Source organism: Micromonospora sp. NPDC005707, from assembly GCF_040631005.1.
Classification (GTDB): Bacteria; Actinomycetota; Actinomycetes; order Mycobacteriales; family Micromonosporaceae; genus Micromonospora.
This window is the reverse complement of record NZ_JBEXYR010000008.1, coordinates 103,336-120,369: the sequence shown is the minus strand read 5'-3', so window position 1 is coordinate 120,369 and position 17,034 is coordinate 103,336. Positions and strand designations below refer to the sequence as shown.

The window sequence follows — 17,034 nt, the reverse complement described above, 5'->3', positions numbered from 1 at the left end:
ACCGGCCGTGCGGGCTCCCCGCACCGTATCCGGTGGCCGCCCGGAGGCGCCCGGGGGAGCACGGGCCGTCACCGAACGTCACCGGACGATATCGATCGGTTGCTCCATGAGGCGATCGGTCCGGGGGCGGGCGGTTGGCGACCGAGCCCCACCGTACCGGGCGGTGCGGCGAGGTGGAATCCCGGTGTCAATCGACGTGAAACGCCGAAGACCCGCCCGGTTGCCCGGGCGGGTCTTCGAACTGGAGGAGGTGAGGAAAGTAGTGGAGCGTCAGCTCATGTGACGCTGGGCGATGGCGAGAAGCTCCTCGCGGACGGCCGGCGAGTTGGCGGAACGCAGCGCGTGCTCGATGGCACGGGCGCGGCGGTTGGCGTCGCGGCGGTTGCGGATTCGCTCGATCATGCTCATCTGGGTCTCTCCTCCTGGCTATTCGGTTGTCAGCCCCTTGATGTCTCTATTGAACCCCAGAACGCCCCGAACTTCCATCGATTATTAGGTGAGCTGAGCCACGTGCCTAAGGATCGTAGGCAAGCGGGGTGTCGGGACCGACGTTTCGTTCCCCAACGGCAACGGCCGGTGTGCCCGGGCGTTCACCCGTGCACACCGGCCGTGGCCTGGTGCGATGCGCCGTCAGGTCCAGGCGAGCAGCGCCGCCTCCGGGTCGGCCAGGAAGTCCCCGATGTCGCGGAGGAACTTCGAGCCGAGCTCACCGTCGATGATCCGGTGGTCGAAGGAGAGGCCCAGCGTGGTGACCTGGCGCGGCTTGACCTTGCCCTTGTGCACCCAGGGCAGCTCCCGCACCGCGCCGAAGGCGAGGATGGCGGACTCGCCCGGAGGCAGGATCGGGGTGCCGGTGTCGACGCCGAAGACGCCGACGTTGGTGATGGTCAGCGTGCCGCCCGACATGTCGGCCGGCGAGGTCTTCCCCGCCTTGGCCGTCTGGACGAGAGCGGTCATGGCGTCCGCCAGCTCGCGCAGCGAGAGCCGGCCGGCGTCCTTGATGTTCGGCACGATCAGGCCACGCTCGGTGGCCGCCGCGATGCCCAGGTTCACGTAGTCCTTGACCACGATCTCGTCGCCGGCCCAGGTCGAGTTGACCATCGGGTGGCGCTTGACCGCCAGCAGCACCGCCTTGGCGACCAGCAGCAGCGGCGAGACCCGCACGTCCCGCCACTCGCGCCGCTCGCGGAGCCGGTCCAGGGCCTTCATGGCCCGGGTCACGTCGACGGTCAGGAACTCCGTGACGTGCGGGGCGGTGAACGCCGAGCGGGCCATGTTCTCCGCGGTGAGCTTGCGTACCCCCTTGACCGGGATGCGCTGCTCGCGGTCGGCGCCGAAGCTCGCGGCCGCCGTGACCGGCGCGGTGACCGCCAGCGGCTCGGCCGCCGCCGGGGCCGCCGCCGCCCGCTGTACGTCCTCACGGGTGATCGAGCCCAGCGGGCCCGACCCGGTCAGCGTGGCGAGGTCGACGCCGAGGTCCTTGGCGAGCTTGCGGACCGGCGGCTTGGCCAGCACCGGGCCGCCGGCCGGCCGGCCGTTGCCGTTCAGCGCGGGTGCCGGGACCACCGGGGCCGGCGCCGGAGCCGGCTGGACCGGAGCGGCCTGGACCGGAGCGGCCGGGGCCGGGACGCCACCCTTGCGCGGCCGCCGCTTGGCCGGCGCGTTCCGCGGACCGTAGCCGACCAGCACCGCGGTACGCCCGCCCGGCGCCACACCGCCGATGAGGCCCGGCTCGACCATGCCCTCCTCGGGCGCGACCTCCACGGCGGCCAGCGAGGCCGCCGACGGGGTGGGCAGGTCCGCGGCCGGCGCGCCGGTCGTCGACTGCTCGATCGGCCCGGCGTTCGGGTCGGTGTCGATCGCGATGATCGGGCTGCCGACCTCGACCGTGGCGCCCTCCGGGTGGTAGATCGCCTGCACCCGGCCGGCCCACTTCGCCGGGATCTCGACCGCCGCCTTGGCGGTCTCCACCTCGACGATCGGCTGGTTCAGCTCGATGTCGTCGCCCACCTTGACCAGCCAGGCGAGGATCTCGCCCTCGGTCAGGCCCTCGCCCAGGTCGGGCAGGTTGAACGTCTTGATCCGTGACATGCCGCTCACCAGCCGAAGGTGCGGTCGACGGCGTCGAGCACCCGGTCGAGGTCGGGCAGGTACTCCTCCTCCACCCGGGCGGCCGGGTAGGGGGTGTCGAAGCCGGTGACCCGCAGCACCGGGGACTCCAGGGAGTAGAAGCACTCCTCGGTGATCCGGGCGGCGATCTCCGACCCGAGGCCCAGGTTGCCCGGGGCCTCGTGGACGACCACGCAGCGGCCGGTGCGCTTCACCGACTCGTACGCGGCGGTCAGGTCCAGCGGCGAGAGCGTGCGCAGGTCGATGACCTCCAGCTCCCGGCCGTCCTCGGCGGCGGCGGTGGCCGCGTCCAGGGCGGTACGCACCATCGGGCCGTACGCCAGCACGGTGGCGTCGGTGCCCGGCCGGGCGACCCGGGCGGCGTGCAGCGGGTACGCCTCGGCCAGCGGGGCGTCCAGCTCGACCGGACCCTTCTCCCAGTAGCGCCGCTTCGGCTCCAGGAAGACGATCGGGTCGTCGGACGCGATGGCCTGCTGGATCATCGAGTAGCCGTCCTGCGGGTTGGCGCAGGTGACGACCTTGAGGCCGGCGGTGTGCGCGAAGTACGCCTCGGGCGACTCCGAGTGGTGCTCGACCGCGCCGATGCCGCCGCCGTACGGGATCCGGATGACCATCGGGATCCGCACCTTGCCCTGCGAGCGGTAGTGCATCTTCGCCACCTGCGACACGATCTGGTCGTAGGCCGGGTAGACGAAGCCGTCGAACTGGATCTCGCAGACCGGCCGGAAGCCGCGGATGGCCAGGCCGACCGCGGTGCCGATGATGCCGGACTCGGCGAGCGGGGTGTCGATCACCCGCTGGTCGCCGAAGTCCTTCTGGAGGCCGTCGGTGATCCGGAAGACGCCGCCGAGCTTGCCGACGTCCTCGCCCATGATGACGACCTTCGGGTCGTTCTCCAGGGCCTTGCGCAGGCCGGCGTTGAGGGCCTTGCCGAGGGTGAGCGTCTCCGTGGCCATCAGTGGGCGCTCCCCTCGAACGACTCCAGGTACTTGCTGAACTGGGCCCGCTGCTCGTCGAGCTCCGGGGACCCGTTGGGGTAGACGTGGTCGAACATGGTCACCGGCTCCGGGTCGGGCATGGCGAGCACCCGCTCGCGCAGGTGCACCGCCTCGGCGCGGGCCTGCTCGTCGACCTCGGCGAAGAACGACTCGTCGACGATCTGCTGCCTGGTGAGGAACGCCTTCATCCGGGCGATCGGGTCCTTGGCCTGCCAGGCCTCGACCTCGCTGGCGATCCGGTAGCGGGTCGGGTCGTCGGAGGTGGTGTGCGCGCCCATCCGGTAGGTGTATGCCTCGATGAGGCTCGGGCCCTGGCCGTGCCGCGCGTTGTCCAGCGCGTGCCGGGTCACCGCGTACGACGCGAGCACGTCGTTGCCGTCCACCCGGACGCCGGGGAAGCCGAAGCCGCCGGCCCGCTGGTAGAGCGGGACGCGGGTCTGGCGCTCCAGCGGCTCGGAGATGGCGTACTGGTTGTTCTGGCAGAAGAACACCAGCGGGGCGTTGAAGACGCTGGCCCAGACGAACGACTCGTTGACATCGCCCTGGCTGGTGGCGCCGTCGCCGAAGTAGGCGATCACCGCCTCGCCGTCCTCGCTGCCGGTCTTGCCGTCCATGGCGACACCCATGGCGTAGCCGGTCGCGTGCAGGGTCTGCGCCCCGATGACGATCGTGTACATGTTGAACTTGAACTCGTTCGGGTCCCAGCCGCCCTGGTCGACGCCGCGGAACAGGCCGAGCGGCATGATCGGGTCGATGCCCCGGCAGTAAAGGACGCCGTGCTCCCGGTAGGTCGGGAAGGCCATGTCCTGCGTACGCAGCGCCCGGCCGGAGCCGACCTGCGCCGCCTCCTGGCCCAGCAGGCTGGCCCAGAGGCCCAGCTCGCCCTGGCGCTGGAGCGCCGTGGCCTCGGCGTCGAGCTTCCGGACCAGCACGAGGTCGCGGTAGAGCCCGCGGTACTCCTCGTCGGTGAAGTCGACGCGGTACTCGGTCCCGTCCGGGCCGAGCGCGCTCTCGATCCGCTCGCCCTCGGGCGTGAGCAGCTGCACGAGCTCCGGCTCACTCGTGGCGGCGGCGCGCTTGGTACGGGGTGCGGCCCGCTTGCTGCGGGTGGCGGCCCCGGGATCGCCCTTTGCCATCCGTCTCTCCCTGTCTGGTCTGCGCCGGCGCCGGGGGGTGACCCGTGCCGCGCACATCGTGCGCCCGATCCGGCTGGTGCCGGACCGGTCCCTGGCGGCCGCGCCTAGCCCCGGTGAGGGTTGCCGCGCGGCGTGAGCCGGGTCCGTTTCCGAGCCCGACCCGGGAGCGCCGGCGCCGTACCGCACCAGCCGCGGGGTGCGCGGAGGTGGCGGCTGCGTTGCCGTCGTGCCTGAATGATTGCAGAGGAGGTGAGCGGGCCCACAGTACGGCCTCCTCCGCCGGTGCCGTTCCGCCGTGTTCGCGATGCATAGACACATTTGTCCGTTGAGCCGTCGCCGAGCGACGGACAATTTGTGTGTCGACACGCTGTGGTGACTGGTGAACTGAGCGTCACTGGTTCAAGCTGACGGTGGTCCCCCTGAGGCATTTGTCCGTTTAGCCTGGCCGGGATCCCGCCCTGTCGACACGTACGAGGAGTGTGCCGGTGTCCGAGCCGCCAGAGGGTCCTCCGGGAGCTCCGTTCCTCGGCCGGCACCGGGCGGTGCCGCGATCCGGCTACCGGCGGGTGGTCGGCGCGCACCGCGCGCAGGGCCTGGGCGGCCCGAGCCGGGGCTACCTGTTCACCGTCGCGCTGCTGGCCGGCACCGCGTCCATGCCGATCCTCGCGGCGATCAGCGCCGGGTCGGCCACGGTGGGAAACAGCGCCCTCCCGGACAGCAGCACCCCGTTCATCCCGACCCCCTCGGTCGGCCCGGTGGTGATCCCGCTGCCCGAGGGGACCCAGTCCCCGCTGCTGCCCACCCCGTCGCCGGTCGCCGGAGCCACCACCGTGCCGCCCGCGGCGCCGGTGCTCCCCGCCGCCCCGGCCCTGCCCGACGACACCGACCTCGGCGCCCGCCACCGGTCGCACCCGGCCGCTCCCGCGCCGGCGCCGACGCCTCGCCCCGTCCGGACCACACCGGCCGGCCCGCCGCGCCCGTCGCCGGTGCCCTCACCGTCGCCGTCCGACCCGGAGCCGAGCCCCAGCCCGACCGCCGAGCCGTCGCCGACCGCCGAGCCGACCCCGACCTCCGAGCCGTCGCCGACCGCCGAGCCGACCCCGACCGCCGAGCCGTCGCCGTCCGACGACCCGGACCCGACGACCGAGCCGACCGACGGCACGCCGTCACCGACCAGCACGCCGCCGGAGGAGTCGCCCACGCCGACGGTCAGCCCGCGCGACGACCCGCACCCGAGCGTCACGGCGTCGGGCAGCACGGCCCCGACCGCGCACTGAACGTGAGCCACTCCCCGGCGGGTCAGGCCGGGTCGTCGGTGAGGCGGTGGCGGTTCGCCTCGATCCAGGCGTCCAGCGCCGCCGGATCGTCCGGGTCGACGCCGTCCGCCATGAGCTGGGCGACGGCGGCCGTGGCCGGGCTGCGGCGCTCGCCGGTGCTGTAGAGCCGGGCGAACTCGGGGACCATCTCCTCGATCGCCTCGTCCGTGCGGGCGGCCGCCGCCGGCGCGAGCCCGCGCTGGCGGGCCGCGTACGCCGCCCAGCCGCGTAGCACCCGGGGCAGCATGGCGGCGTCGTCCATGTCCAGCACGGCCCGCCGGTGCACCCAGTCGAGCAGGAACAGCTCCGCGACCGTCGGGCTCCAGCGCATCGGGTCGGCGTCCGGGAAGCTCGCCGCGTGGTCCAGCAGCAGCCCCAGGCAGAAGTGCAGCGAGGCCAGCTCCCCGTCGGCGACCCGGTCCAGGCCGAACCGGACCGCCTCGGGTGAGCCGAGGAAGGCCCGTACCAGCCGGGTCCGCGCCTCGTCCGTGAGCGGCGGGACGTCGGCCGTCCCCGCCGGAGCCGAGCCGGGCAGCGCGGCCAGCCGCGCACCCACCAGCGCCCGGTCGGTGGCCAGCGAGCCCTGCGCCGGCAGCTCGCCGAGGTCGTCGGTGACCGCCAGGTGGCGGCTGACCTCCGTGCGCATCCGGGCCGGGTCCTCGGTGCGGAACCAGGTGAACTCGTCCTGGGTGCAGATCTCCCGGGCCTGCTCGACGATCCGGGCGGCCGGACCGCCCACGAACACGTCCTTGGTGATCCCGATGTTGTGGTCGACAAGGGCCACCAGGGCGTGCTCCGGCCCGCCCTCGTCGTCGTCGTAGGCGAAGGTGGCCAGGTAGGAGGTCTGGTCGCCGTACACGTCGCCGTACGACCAGGCGCCCGTGAGGTGCACCCGGCCCAGCTGGCCGGCCCACGCCGGGGCGTAGGCGCCGGGGCGGACCCGGGCGGCGCCCTCGGCGTCGGGCACCAGGGTGGCGAAGATGGCGCGGATGGTGGTCGCGGCGGCACTGCGGCGGCGCGACGTGGCGGTGAGGAAGCCGGCCACGAACTCGCGGACGGCGTTGTCCCGGTCGGTCTCGGCAACGGCGTAGACGCTGCCGAGCAGCGCGGCGCCGAGCATCTCCGCGTCCAGGGCGGAGTCGAGCCTCGTCACGTCGCGAGCGGCGTGCAGCACCGCCTCGTAGGGGGTCTGTGGCGTGGCCATGCACCGACCCTACGCCGCCCGGCCCGCCCGGACACCGGTCAGCACGCCGGGCATTCCGCGCCGGGGCTCAGCCCCGGGCCGCCTCTCGCAGCGCCTCACGCGCCTCGCCGTAGCGGGCCAGCACCGCCCAGACCGGGTTGAGCACGTGCTTCTCGCCGACGCTGCCCACCGAGGTGAGCAGCCGCTGCTCGGCGCGGCGCCGGGCGCGCCGCGCCGCCCACCGGATCACCGGCCGGCTCAGCGCCGCCACCAGCAGCCCGGCCAGCAGGCCGCCGAGCAGCAGGACGGTGGGCCAGGGCACCTCGCCGAGGTCCGGGTAGTCGAGGGCGGGCAGGCCGAGGATGCGCAGCGCGTAGCCCAGCACCAGCCAGGCCAGGCCGCCCAGCGCGGCGAGGGTGACCAGCCACTGGAGCCCACCGATCACCCGCCACCAGGTCGGCCGGCGGTCCATGCCCAGGTCGGTGGCGGCCACCGCGTGGTCCAGCGCGTCCGGCAGGTCGGTCAGCCGGGACCGGGCCGCGGCCGTCACGGCTGCCGGCCAGGGCGCCGGCAGGCCGGCGGCGGAGCGGTCGGCCACCGCGCGGATGGCCAGGTTGAGCGCCGAGCGCTGCGCGGCGGTCGGATCGGGTACGGAGGTGGCCGCGACCAGGCTCTCCGCCGGCGCGTCGGCGCCCCCGCCGGGCAGGTGCAGCCGGCGCAGCGGGTCCGGCCGCAGCTTCCGCCAGCCCCGGACCAGCGGCCAGCCGGTGCTGCCCACCGCCCGGTGCCGGTACGCGCCCTCGACGGCCCCGGCCACCGTCGGCACCCCGGCCGCTCCGGCCAGGGCCGAGGTGAGTTCGTGGGCCGAGGCGTCACCCGGCCCGGTGCGCGTCGGCTCCGGCCCGACCAGCGGGTCGAGCCCGGCCACCACGGCGTCCACGTCGCCGGCCAGCCGGCGCAGGGCGGCCTGCCGCTCGGCGACCGTACGCTCCAGCTCGGCGCGGAGCCCGTCCAGACCGGCCGGGTCCACCGCCACCGTCGGCAGCAGCGGCACCCCCTCCAGCCCGTCGGCGTCGAGCAGCCGGCGCAGGTCGCCGAGGACCCGGGGCAGCTCGGCCGGGGGCAGCCGGTCGGCCTGGTTGAGCACGACCACCGTCACGTCCCGGTGCCGGTGGAACTCGCGCAGGTAGCTGGTGTGGATCACCCGGTCGGCGTACTTCTGCGGGTCGACCACCCAGACCACCAGGTCGACCAGGCCGAGCAGCCGGTCCACCTCCAGCCGGTGGGTCCGCTGCACCGAGTCGAAGTCGGGCAGGTCCAGCAGGACCAGGCCGTGCAGGGCCGACTCGTCGTCGCCGTCCAGCGGGCTCTCCCGGACGAAGCGGTGCCGCGGCAGGACCCCGATCCAGTCGAGCAGCCGGGACGCGCCGTCGAGCTGCCCCCAGACGCAGGCGTGCGCCACGCCGGTGGTCGGCCGGCGGACGCCGACCGGGGACAGGTCCAGCCGGGCCAGGGCGTTGAACAGGCTCGACTTGCCGCTGCCGGTCGCCCCGGCCAGCGCGACAACGGTGTGGTGGCCGGAGAGGGCGAGCCGGGTGCCGGCCCGCTCGACCACGGTGTGCGCGGCGACCAGCTCGGCGTCCGGCACCTGGCCGTCGACCGCCCCGAGGAAGCGCTGGAGGGCCTGGAGCCGCGCGATCAGGACGTCGGGGTCGACCCGCTGCCCGCCCCGGAACGCCTCCCGCATCCGGCCGACGATGTTGCTCACGCGCGCCCACCCTGGTCGGCGGCCGGCAACGTCGGGCCCGGTGTGCCGGAGAGGTCGGCGCGGTGCCGGGCCTTCTCCACCTCGCCGGCCGACCGGCGCAGCGCGGCGCCGGTCTCGCCGGCCGGGCGCGCCTCGGCGGTGCGGGCGAGGAACCGGTCGGCCTCCTCCGTCAGCAGCGCGCCGATCCGGTCCAGCAGGTCCACCCGTGCCTTGCTGGCGAGGTTGCGGACCGCCTGGTCACCGAAGATCGCCTGGAGCACCGCCTGCGCGGCGACGGTGGTGCCCGCGCCGGTGGCGACCTCCAGCCCGGTCGGGATGAAGGCGGTGGCCGCGAAGACCGCGATCATGACGGCCAGGCCGGTGGCGTTGACCGCGTACGCCGCGGTGCGCGCCACGAAGCGCCGGTCGCCGCCCTCGGCGCGGACCAGCTCGAGCACGCCGCGCTGCCAGTCGCGGACCAGGCGTTCGGCGCGCTCGGGGAGATCGGCCGACGGGTGGGCCAGCTCGGGTTCGAGCAGCGCCGCCCCGGCCGGGTGCGCCTTCCACCCGGTGTACGCGTTCTCCGCCGCCTCGGCGGACACCCCGCGCAGCAGCGTGACCAGTTGCGACTCGATGGCGTTGCGCAGCTCGGCGGCCGGGGCCGGGCGGCCGGTGACCGCGGCTACCACCCGGTCGCGCAGCCGGCCGATCCGCGCCTCCAGGCTGCGGAAGAACTCGCCGGTGCCGACGAACTCCTGCCAGCGGGCCAGCACCTCGCCCCGGAGCAGCCGGCCGTCCTTGAGCCCCTGGTCGACGGTCCGCTCCGCCCCCCGGTAGGCCGCCCGGACCCGCTCGTCCAGCGCGTCGGCGGCGGCCACCTGCTCGTCGGCGGCGTCGGCCAGCGCGTCGACGGTGGGGTGCAGGGCGGCCAGCGCCCCGTCGAGGGTCTGCCGGACCACCGCCGAGCGGGCCTCGGCGTCGGCGGCGAGCCGCGCGAACCAGGCGGCCAGCGGTGCGGTGACCCGGTCGGGGAGCAGGCCCTGCCCGTCCACCCAGGTCTCCGGCAGGACGAACAGCGGCGCGGCGCCGAGATCCTGTGCGGCGAGCATCTCGGACAGGTGGGCGGCGATCTCGTCGGCCGCCTCCGGGGGCACCCGGTCGAGGACCATGGCGACGGCCGTGCCGCGGGCCCGGGCGCTGCGCAGCAGCTCCCACGGGACGGCGTCGGCGTAGCGGGCTGCCGTGGTGACGAAGAGCCAGAGGTCGGCGGCGGCCAGCAGCTGACCGGCGAGCGCCCGGTTGGCGTCGACCACCGAGTCGATGTCGGGCGCGTCGAGGAAGGCCAGCCCGGCCGGGAGCGCGGGGGCGGTGACCAGCTGGAGGGTGCCCGGGTTCTCGCTCGGCTCGGTGGTGCGGGTCAGGCCGGGCAGCAGCTCGCCCTGGCGGAACCAGGCCGCGTCGGCCGGGTTGCAGACCAGCACCGGCGAGCGGGTGGTCGGGCGGAGCACGCCGGCGGCGCTGACCCGCGCCTGGACCAGGCTGTTGACAAGTGTCGACTTGCCCGCGCCGGTCGAGCCGCCGACCACCACGAGCAGCGGGGCGTCGAGGCGGGCGAGCCGGGGCAGCAGGTAGTCGTCGAGCTGGTCGGTGAGGCCGGCGGCGCTGCGGCGGGCGGGCTCGGCCGAGGGCAGGGCGAGCGGGAACCGGGCCGCCCCGATCGCCGCCCGCAGGCCGGTGAGCGCGGCGGGCAGACCTTCCGCGGTGTCGGCGGTCAGGTCCCCGCCGGTGTCGTCGGGTCCGGTGCGGGCTGCGACGGCGGGCGCGCCGGCATGGGTGGCGGGATCGCCATGCGTCGTCACCGCTAAAGCGTGCCCGACCGATGCAAGGTAAGACAACCGGACGGTAATAACGGTCAGGTTGCGTCGGGTCGGCTCAACCTCGACTTGCGGATTGCCCGGAGCGTGGCACTATTGAGTCAAGTTCACTCAACTTGTGGTGCGGTCGCTGCGGGCGACCCGCCGGGCAGGCCCGTTGACCTGCTCACCGTTACGAAGCGAGGAAGCGAACATGGCACGTGCGGTCGGCATCGACCTCGGCACGACGAACTCCTGCGTCAGCGTTCTCGAGGGCGGTGAGCCCACCGTCATCGCCAACGCGGAGGGCTCGCGGACGACCCCCTCGATCGTCGCGTTCGCCCGCAACGGCGAGGTGCTCGTCGGTGAGGTCGCGAAGCGCCAGGCGGTGACCAACCCGGACCGGACCATCCGCTCGGTCAAGCGGGAGATCGGCACCAACTGGACCGTCGACATCGACGGCAAGAAGTACACCCCGCAGGAGATCTCGGCCCGCACGCTGATGAAGCTCAAGCGGGACGCCGAGGCGTACCTGGGTGAGCAGATCACCGACGCGGTCATCACCGTGCCGGCCTACTTCAACGACGGCCAGCGGCAGGCCACCAAGGAGGCCGGCGAGATCGCCGGCTTCAACGTGCTGCGGATCGTGAACGAGCCGACCGCGGCGGCCCTGGCGTACGGCCTCGACAAGGGCTCCAAGGAGCAGACCGTCCTGGTCTTCGACCTGGGTGGCGGCACCTTCGACGTCTCGCTGCTGGAGCTGGCCGAGGGCGTCATCGAGGTCAAGTCCACCAGCGGTGACAACCACCTCGGTGGTGACGACTGGGACCAGCGCATCATCGACCACCTGGTGAAGACCTTCCGTGGCGAGCACGGCATCGACCTGTCCCAGGACAAGATGGCCATGCAGCGGCTCAAGGAAGCGGCCGAGAAGGCCAAGATCGAGCTGTCCGCCGCCACCACCAGCAACATCAACCTGCCGTACATCACCGCCGGCTCGGCGGGCCCGCTGCACCTCGACGTGACCCTGAGCCGCGCCGAGTTCCAGCGGATGACGCAGGACCTGCTGGACCGCTGCAAGGGCCCGTTCGAGCAGGCCGTCAAGGACGCCGGGATCAAGGTCTCGGACGTGGAGCACGTCATCCTGGTCGGCGGCTCGACCCGGATGCCGGCCGTGACCGACCTGGTCAAGCAGCTCACCGGCAAGGAGCCCAACAAGGGCGTCAACCCGGACGAGGTCGTCGCCGTCGGCGCCGCCCTGCAGGCCGGTGTCCTCAAGGGCGAGGTCAAGGACGTCCTGCTGCTGGACGTGACCCCGCTGAGCCTGGGCATCGAGACCAAGGGCGGCATCTTCACCAAGCTGATCGAGCGCAACACCACCATCCCGACCAAGCGCTCCGAGGTCTTCACCACGGCCGACGACAACCAGCCGTCGGTGCTGATCCAGGTGTTCCAGGGCGAGCGGGAGATCGCGGCCTACAACAAGAAGCTCGGCACCTTCGAGCTGACCGGCCTCCCGCCGGCGCCGCGCGGCGTGCCGCAGATCGAGGTCACCTTCGACATCGACGCCAACGGCATCGTCAACGTGCACGCCAAGGACCTGGGCACCGGCAAGGAACAGAAGATGACGATCACCGGCGGCTCGTCGCTGCCGAAGGACGACATCGAGCGGATGCGCCGGGACGCCGAGGAGCACGCCGAGGAGGACAAGCGCCGGCGCGACGAGGCCGAGACCCGCAACCTGGCCGAGGCGCTCCAGTGGCAGACCGAGAAGTTCCTCGCCGAGAGCGGCGACAAGCTGCCCGCCGAGAACCGCGACCAGCTCAACGAGGCGCTCGGCGAGCTGCGCAGCGCCCTCGGCGGCCAGGACATCGACAAGATCAAGGCCGCGCACGAGAAGCTGGCGCAGGTCTCCCAGCAGGCCGGCTCGCTGCTCTACTCCCAGCAGCAGGGCGAGCAGGCCGCGCCGGGTGAGGCCGGGCCGGGCGCCGGCGCGGGCGCGACCGGTGGCCCTCAGGCCGGCGGCCCGGACGACGTGGTCGACGCGGAGATCGTGGACGAGGACAAGAAGTGACCTTCGGTCCCGGACACGTTTCTCGCCGCGAGAGGGATGAGGTAGCCGCATGACGGAGAAGCCACGAGCCGCCGACCCGGGATCCACCGGGCCGGCGCCGGGTGGCTCCGCGACCGCCGGCCAGGGCGCCGGCGAGGAGCCGCGCGTCGTCATCCGTGACAAGCGCAAGATCAGCAAGACGACCGAGCGGTCGGTGGCCGACACGTCGGCCGCCGACGCGGCGGCCGACGCGCCGGCCGAGGGGCTGGTCGAGGAGGCCGAGGTCGTGGTCGACGAGATCGAGGGCGAGGCCGAAGCCCCGGTCCCCGGCCCGCCGGTGGTCGACGCGCCGGCCCAGCCGAGCGAGGAGTCCTCCACCGCGAAGAAGGCGCCGCTCGGCGGCGAGGTGGAGTCGCTCCGGGCCGAGCTGGACGAGCGGACCCGCGACGTCCAGCGCGTGTCGGCGGAGTACGCCAACTACCGCAAGCGGGTCGACCGGGACCGCAGCCTGGTCCAGGAGCAGGCGACCGGCACGGTGCTGACCGCGCTGCTGCCGATCCTCGACGACCTGGACCGGGCCCGCGAGCACGGCGACCTGGTGGGCCCGTTCGGCAGCGTGGCCGAGCAGCTCACCACCGCCCTGACCAAGTTCGGCCTGACCGCCTTCGGCGAGCAGGGCGACCCGTTCGACCCGACCCGGCACGAGGCGGTGGCGCACCAGACCTCCGCCGACGTGACCGAGGCGACCTGCGTGCAGGTCATGCGCCGGGGTTACCAGCTCGGCGAACGGCTGCTGCGGCCCGCCATGGTCGCGGTCGCCGAGCCCGAGTAGTGCCGACCCGTGACGTCCCGCCCGCCCACACCGGGCGGGCGGGACGACCGGGGTACGTCCCGTGGAAGGGGGTGGACCGGTGAGTTCCAAGGACTGGATCGAGAAGGACTACTACGCCGCGCTGGGCGTGCAGAAGTCCGCCTCCTCGGACGAGATCAAGAAGTCGTACCGGAAGCTGGCTCGGGAGTCGCACCCGGACCACAACCCCGGTGACCCGAAGGCCGAGGAGCGGTTCAAGGCCGTCTCCGAGGCGTACGCCGTGCTGGGCGACGAGAAGAAGCGCCGCGAGTACGACGAGATGCGGTCGCTCTTCGGCTCCGGGGCCTTCCGGCGCAACGCCCGCGGGGCGGGCCAGCCCGGCGGCATGCCGTTCGACGTGTCCGACCTGTTCGGCGGGGCGGGCGGCGGCGGCGAGACCCGCTTCGGCGGCGGTGGCCTGGGCGACCTGTTCAGCTCGATCTTCACGGGCGGGGGCGCCGGCGGTGCGGCCCGTCCGCGCGGCCCGGCCCGGGGCCGGGACGTCGAGACAGAGGTCGCGCTGGACTTCCCGGACGCGGTCCGCGGCGTCACCCTCCCGTTGACGCTGCGCGCCCCCGGGGTCTGCGAGACCTGCCACGGCAACGGGGCGAAGCCGGGCACCCAGCCGGTGGCCTGCCCGGTCTGCCACGGCGCCGGGGTGACCACCCGCAACCAGGGGTCGTTCAGCTTCTCCGAGCCGTGCCGCAACTGCCAGGGCGTGGGGACGGTCGTCGAGGAGAAGTGCCCGGAGTGCCACGGCACCGGCGGGGTCACCAAGACCCGCACGCTGAACGTGCGCTTCCCCGCCGGAGTGGCCGACGGCCAGCGCATCCGGCTGGCCGGCCGGGGCGAGCCCGGCGAGCGGGGCGGCCCGGCGGGCGACCTGTTCGTGCACGTCAAGGTCCGCCCGGACGAGCTGTTCGGGCGCACCGGGGACGACCTGACCCTGACCGTGCCGATCACGTTCGCGGAGGCGGTGCTCGGCATCGACCTGCGGGTGCCGACCCTGGACGGCACGGTGACCCTGCGGGTGCCGCCGGGCACGCCCAGCGGCAGGGTGCTGCGCGCCCGGGGCAAGGGCGTCGTACGCCGGGACGGCCACGCCGGTGACCTGCTGGTCACCCTCGACGTGGTGGTCCCCGCGACGCTGTCGGACGAGGCGCGGGCGGCGCTGGAGACGTTCGCCGAGCAGACCCCGCCGGCCGCGCGGGAACATCTCGACGCGCGGGTGCGTCGATTCAGTTGACCGGGTGACGAGGCACCGGAGGTGAGCGGGGATGTCACAGGAGTTCGTCGGCTCGGGTGACCCTGCCTACGAGGCCAAGGTTCTGATGATCTCGGTGGCGGCCCGGATGGCGGGGATGCACCCGCAGACGCTGCGCCAGTACGACCGGCTGGGCCTCGTGCAGGCCGGCCGGGCGGCCGGCGGCGGTCGCCGGTACAGCGTCCGGGACGTGGTGCTGCTCCGCGAGGTGCAGCGGCTCAGCCAGGACGACGGGATCAACCTCGCCGGGGTCAAGCGGATCATCAACCTGGAACGGTTGCTGGAGGAGGCCCAGGAGCGGGTGGCCCGGTTGGAGGCGGAGCTGGACGCCGCGTACCGCCGGATCGCCGAGTTGGAGTCGCTGGGCGGCTTCTCCCGCGGTGACCTCGTCCCCACCAACCGCACCTCCACGGCGCTCGTCGTCTGGCGGCCCCGCCGCACCGAACGCTGATCCCCGCTCCGCCGCACACCGACGCAGGCCGGCGCGTGCCCTTCCGGGCCGCGCCGGCCTTCCGCGTTCCGCACCCTCTGACCGCTGCACGGCCACCCTGCCGACGTGGGATCGGTCGGCGGTAGCGTCTCGGCGCATGAGGATTCTTGTCGTCGGGGCGGGCGCGACCGGAGGCTACTTCGGCGCCCTGCTCCAGCAGGCCGGCCGGGACGTCACCTTCCTCGTCCGGCCCAAGCGCGCCGACGTGCTCCGCGAGCGCGGGCTGCGGATCACCGGCCTGGGGACCGAGACCGTGCTCGTGCCACGGCTGCTCACCACAGCCGAGATCGAGGGCCATTACGACGTCGTGCTCGTCTCGGTGAAGGCCACCGCACTGCCGGCGGCGATCGACGACGTCGCCGCCGCGGTCGGCCCGCGTACCACGGTGATCCCGTTCCTGAACGGGATGGCGCACATGGACGCGCTGAACGAGCGGTTCGACGTGGGCGCCGTGCTCGGCGGCGTGGTCCGCGTCCTGACCATGCTCGACGCCGAGGGTGACATCGTCCGGCTGGGCGCGCTTGCCGAGATCGTCGTCGGCGAGCAGCGGGGCGGCGCGTCGCAGCGCGTCGAGGAGATCGCGGAGGTGCTGTCCGGCGCGGGATTCGACTTCTCCGTCTCGCCGGACATCCGCAGGGCCATGTGGCACAAGTGGGTCTTCATCAGCACCCTGGGCGCCCTCAACACCCTGGTCCGCGGTTCGGTGGGCGACGCGACGGCAATCGCCGGGGGCGACCGGCTCGGCCCGCAGATCGCCGCCGAGGCGGCGGCCGTCGCCGCGGCGGCCGGGTATCCGGTGCCGAAGCAGGCCCTCGACAACGTCCAGGCCTTCGTGACCCGACCCGGCTCGACCGACACCGCCTCGCTCTACCGGGACCTGGTCGCCGGGCAGCCCACCGAGGCCGAGCAGATCTTCGGCGACCTCACGGCGCGGGCCCGTGCGTTCGGCGTACCCACGCCTCTGCTGGACGCCACGACGGTGGCTCTGCGCGTGCACGAACAGCGCCTCACCCGGGGCTAGTGCCGTCGCAGCGGTCAGGCGCCGGCCCGCGCAGGTCGCCCCTGGCCGCCCGCTGTCTTCGGGGAAACCAGGGTGCCGGGCGAAGGCCATCCGCTAACGTCTGAACCAGGCCCAACCAACTTAATCCGGACTCCGAACTGGCAGGGGGAGCCATGGCGGAATCGGCCAAGACGGTGGCGGAACGGGCGGAGGAACGGCTGGAACAAGTGGCCCAGAACGTCCGGGAGCGATTCGACCGGGTCACCGAGGGCCGCTTCACCGACAAGGTCAAGGAAGGGCGGTTCGCCGACCAGGTGGACCATGGCGTCGACCGGGCCAGGGACGACGAGCGGCGCAAGAAGCAGGGCGGATCGACCGGCTGACCGATCCGTCGACGTGCGGGCCGGGACCCACGGGGGGTCCCGGCCCGTTCGCCGTCAAAGACGGGACGCGGTGACGCCGGCGGGAGGTCCTGGCCCCTTCGCCGCTTTCGCGGCGACGACTCAGAGCCGTCGGTTCTCCCGCACCAGGCCGCCCTCGCACCAGTCCCGGTAGACGAAGAGGTCCGGCCGGGCGAGCAGCACGCGGCTGTTGTGCGCCCAGTTGCGCATCAGCTCGTCGCCGGCCCGCTCGGCCTGCTCCACCAGCTTGCGGAAGCGGCGCTTCGGGTGGGCCCGGAAGTTCGTCCGGATGCCGTCGGCGGCGTAGATGTAGAGGCAGTGCAGGGCGAACCGGCGGGCCGGGCAGGCCGGGTCCATGGCCAGGTCGAAGAGGGTCTGCACGAGGTGGTCCCCGGCGACCAGCAGGTCCCAGTCGGGTGGCATCGAGGTCAGCGGGACCGAGTCCGGCTGGTAGGCCCACGACCGCAGCTCGGCGGGCGAGGGGTCGACGGGATTGGCGAAGCCGTGGAACGTCTCTTCCTGCACGCTCACCGGCCGACCTTCCGCTTCCGCTGGCGGGGGCACCGGCCACCCGCGGACCCTGGCTTGCTGGGCCGAAACGTTAACGCGGTTT

15 protein-coding genes are annotated in these 17,034 nt (G+C 73.6%); 7 read left to right on the top strand and 8 right to left on the bottom strand.

Annotated features, from left to right (window positions below; translation table 11 throughout):
- Window positions 1-270 precede the first annotated feature (270 nt).
- The 4 genes from ABZ452_RS17935 to pdhA form a co-directional block, all read right to left on the bottom strand.
- On the bottom strand, window positions 271-408 hold the full coding sequence (locus tag ABZ452_RS17935) for a hypothetical protein (protein ID WP_165823299.1): 138 nt from the start codon (window positions 406-408) through the stop codon (window positions 271-273).
- Window positions 409-630: 222 nt separating this feature from the next.
- Window positions 631-2,091, bottom strand: a complete 1,461-nt coding sequence (locus ABZ452_RS17930) for a dihydrolipoamide acetyltransferase family protein (RefSeq protein ID WP_357944575.1) — start codon at window positions 2,089-2,091, stop codon at window positions 631-633.
- Between the two features lie 5 nt (window positions 2,092-2,096).
- The gene (locus tag ABZ452_RS17925) at window positions 2,097-3,086 is read right to left on the bottom strand and encodes an alpha-ketoacid dehydrogenase subunit beta (protein WP_357943909.1); all 990 of its coding nucleotides are present in this window, start codon (window positions 3,084-3,086) and stop codon (window positions 2,097-2,099) included.
- Complete coding sequence (pdhA, locus tag ABZ452_RS17920) at window positions 3,086-4,264, bottom strand: pyruvate dehydrogenase (acetyl-transferring) E1 component subunit alpha (RefSeq protein WP_357943907.1); 1,179 nt, start codon at window positions 4,262-4,264, stop codon at window positions 3,086-3,088. The genes ABZ452_RS17925 and pdhA overlap by 1 nt, the downstream gene beginning before the upstream one ends.
- 485 nt (window positions 4,265-4,749) lie before the next feature.
- Here pdhA and ABZ452_RS17915 point away from each other — a divergent pair, with 485 nt between their 5' ends.
- On the top strand, window positions 4,750-5,541 hold the full coding sequence (locus ABZ452_RS17915; protein WP_357943905.1) for a hypothetical protein: 792 nt from the start codon (window positions 4,750-4,752) through the stop codon (window positions 5,539-5,541).
- A gap of 22 nt (window positions 5,542-5,563) precedes the next feature.
- Here the strand turns inward: ABZ452_RS17915 and ABZ452_RS17910 are convergent, their stop codons facing one another.
- The 3 genes from ABZ452_RS17910 to ABZ452_RS17900 all read right to left on the bottom strand — a co-directional run bounded on the left by ABZ452_RS17910 (window position 5,564) and on the right by ABZ452_RS17900 (window position 10,369).
- On the bottom strand, window positions 5,564-6,784 hold the full coding sequence (locus tag ABZ452_RS17910; protein ID WP_357943903.1) for a hypothetical protein: 1,221 nt from the start codon (window positions 6,782-6,784) through the stop codon (window positions 5,564-5,566).
- Window positions 6,785-6,851: 67 nt separating this feature from the next.
- On the bottom strand, window positions 6,852-8,510 hold the full coding sequence (locus ABZ452_RS17905) for a GTPase (RefSeq protein ID WP_357944573.1): 1,659 nt from the start codon (window positions 8,508-8,510) through the stop codon (window positions 6,852-6,854).
- 17 nt (window positions 8,511-8,527) lie between these two features.
- Window positions 8,528-10,369: a GTPase domain-containing protein gene (locus ABZ452_RS17900; protein WP_357943901.1), complete on the bottom strand. Its 1,842-nt coding sequence runs from the start codon at window positions 10,367-10,369 to the stop codon at window positions 8,528-8,530.
- Window positions 10,370-10,577: 208 nt separating this feature from the next.
- On the opposite strand from ABZ452_RS17900, the gene dnaK reads away from it, so the two are divergent.
- From dnaK to ABZ452_RS17870, 6 genes are all read left to right on the top strand, one after another.
- Window positions 10,578-12,437 carry a molecular chaperone DnaK gene (gene dnaK, locus ABZ452_RS17895; RefSeq protein WP_357943899.1) on the top strand — a complete coding sequence of 620 codons (1,860 nt, stop codon included), beginning with the start codon at window positions 10,578-10,580 and terminating at the stop codon, window positions 12,435-12,437.
- Window positions 12,438-12,486: 49 nt separating this feature from the next.
- Window positions 12,487-13,248 carry a nucleotide exchange factor GrpE gene (gene grpE / locus ABZ452_RS17890; RefSeq protein WP_357943897.1) on the top strand — a complete coding sequence of 254 codons (762 nt, stop codon included), beginning with the start codon at window positions 12,487-12,489 and terminating at the stop codon, window positions 13,246-13,248.
- Window positions 13,249-13,327: 79 nt separating this feature from the next.
- Complete coding sequence (gene dnaJ, locus ABZ452_RS17885) at window positions 13,328-14,512, top strand: molecular chaperone DnaJ (protein WP_357943895.1); 1,185 nt, start codon at window positions 13,328-13,330, stop codon at window positions 14,510-14,512.
- A 31-nt stretch (window positions 14,513-14,543) separates the two neighbouring features.
- Window positions 14,544-14,981 (top strand): MerR family transcriptional regulator, encoded by a 438-nt coding sequence (locus ABZ452_RS17880; RefSeq protein WP_357943893.1) that lies wholly within the window; start codon window positions 14,544-14,546, stop codon window positions 14,979-14,981.
- A 136-nt stretch (window positions 14,982-15,117) separates the two neighbouring features.
- Window positions 15,118-16,041: a ketopantoate reductase family protein gene (locus tag ABZ452_RS17875; protein ID WP_357943891.1), complete on the top strand. Its 924-nt coding sequence runs from the start codon at window positions 15,118-15,120 to the stop codon at window positions 16,039-16,041.
- Window positions 16,042-16,193: 152 nt separating this feature from the next.
- The gene (locus tag ABZ452_RS17870) at window positions 16,194-16,403 is read left to right on the top strand and encodes a hypothetical protein (RefSeq protein ID WP_357943889.1); all 210 of its coding nucleotides are present in this window, start codon (window positions 16,194-16,196) and stop codon (window positions 16,401-16,403) included.
- 120 nt (window positions 16,404-16,523) lie between these two features.
- Here the strand turns inward: ABZ452_RS17870 and ABZ452_RS17865 are convergent, their stop codons facing one another.
- Window positions 16,524-16,952 (bottom strand): hypothetical protein, encoded by a 429-nt coding sequence (locus tag ABZ452_RS17865; RefSeq protein ID WP_151465805.1) that lies wholly within the window; start codon window positions 16,950-16,952, stop codon window positions 16,524-16,526.
- Window positions 16,953-17,034: the final 82 nt, after the last annotated feature.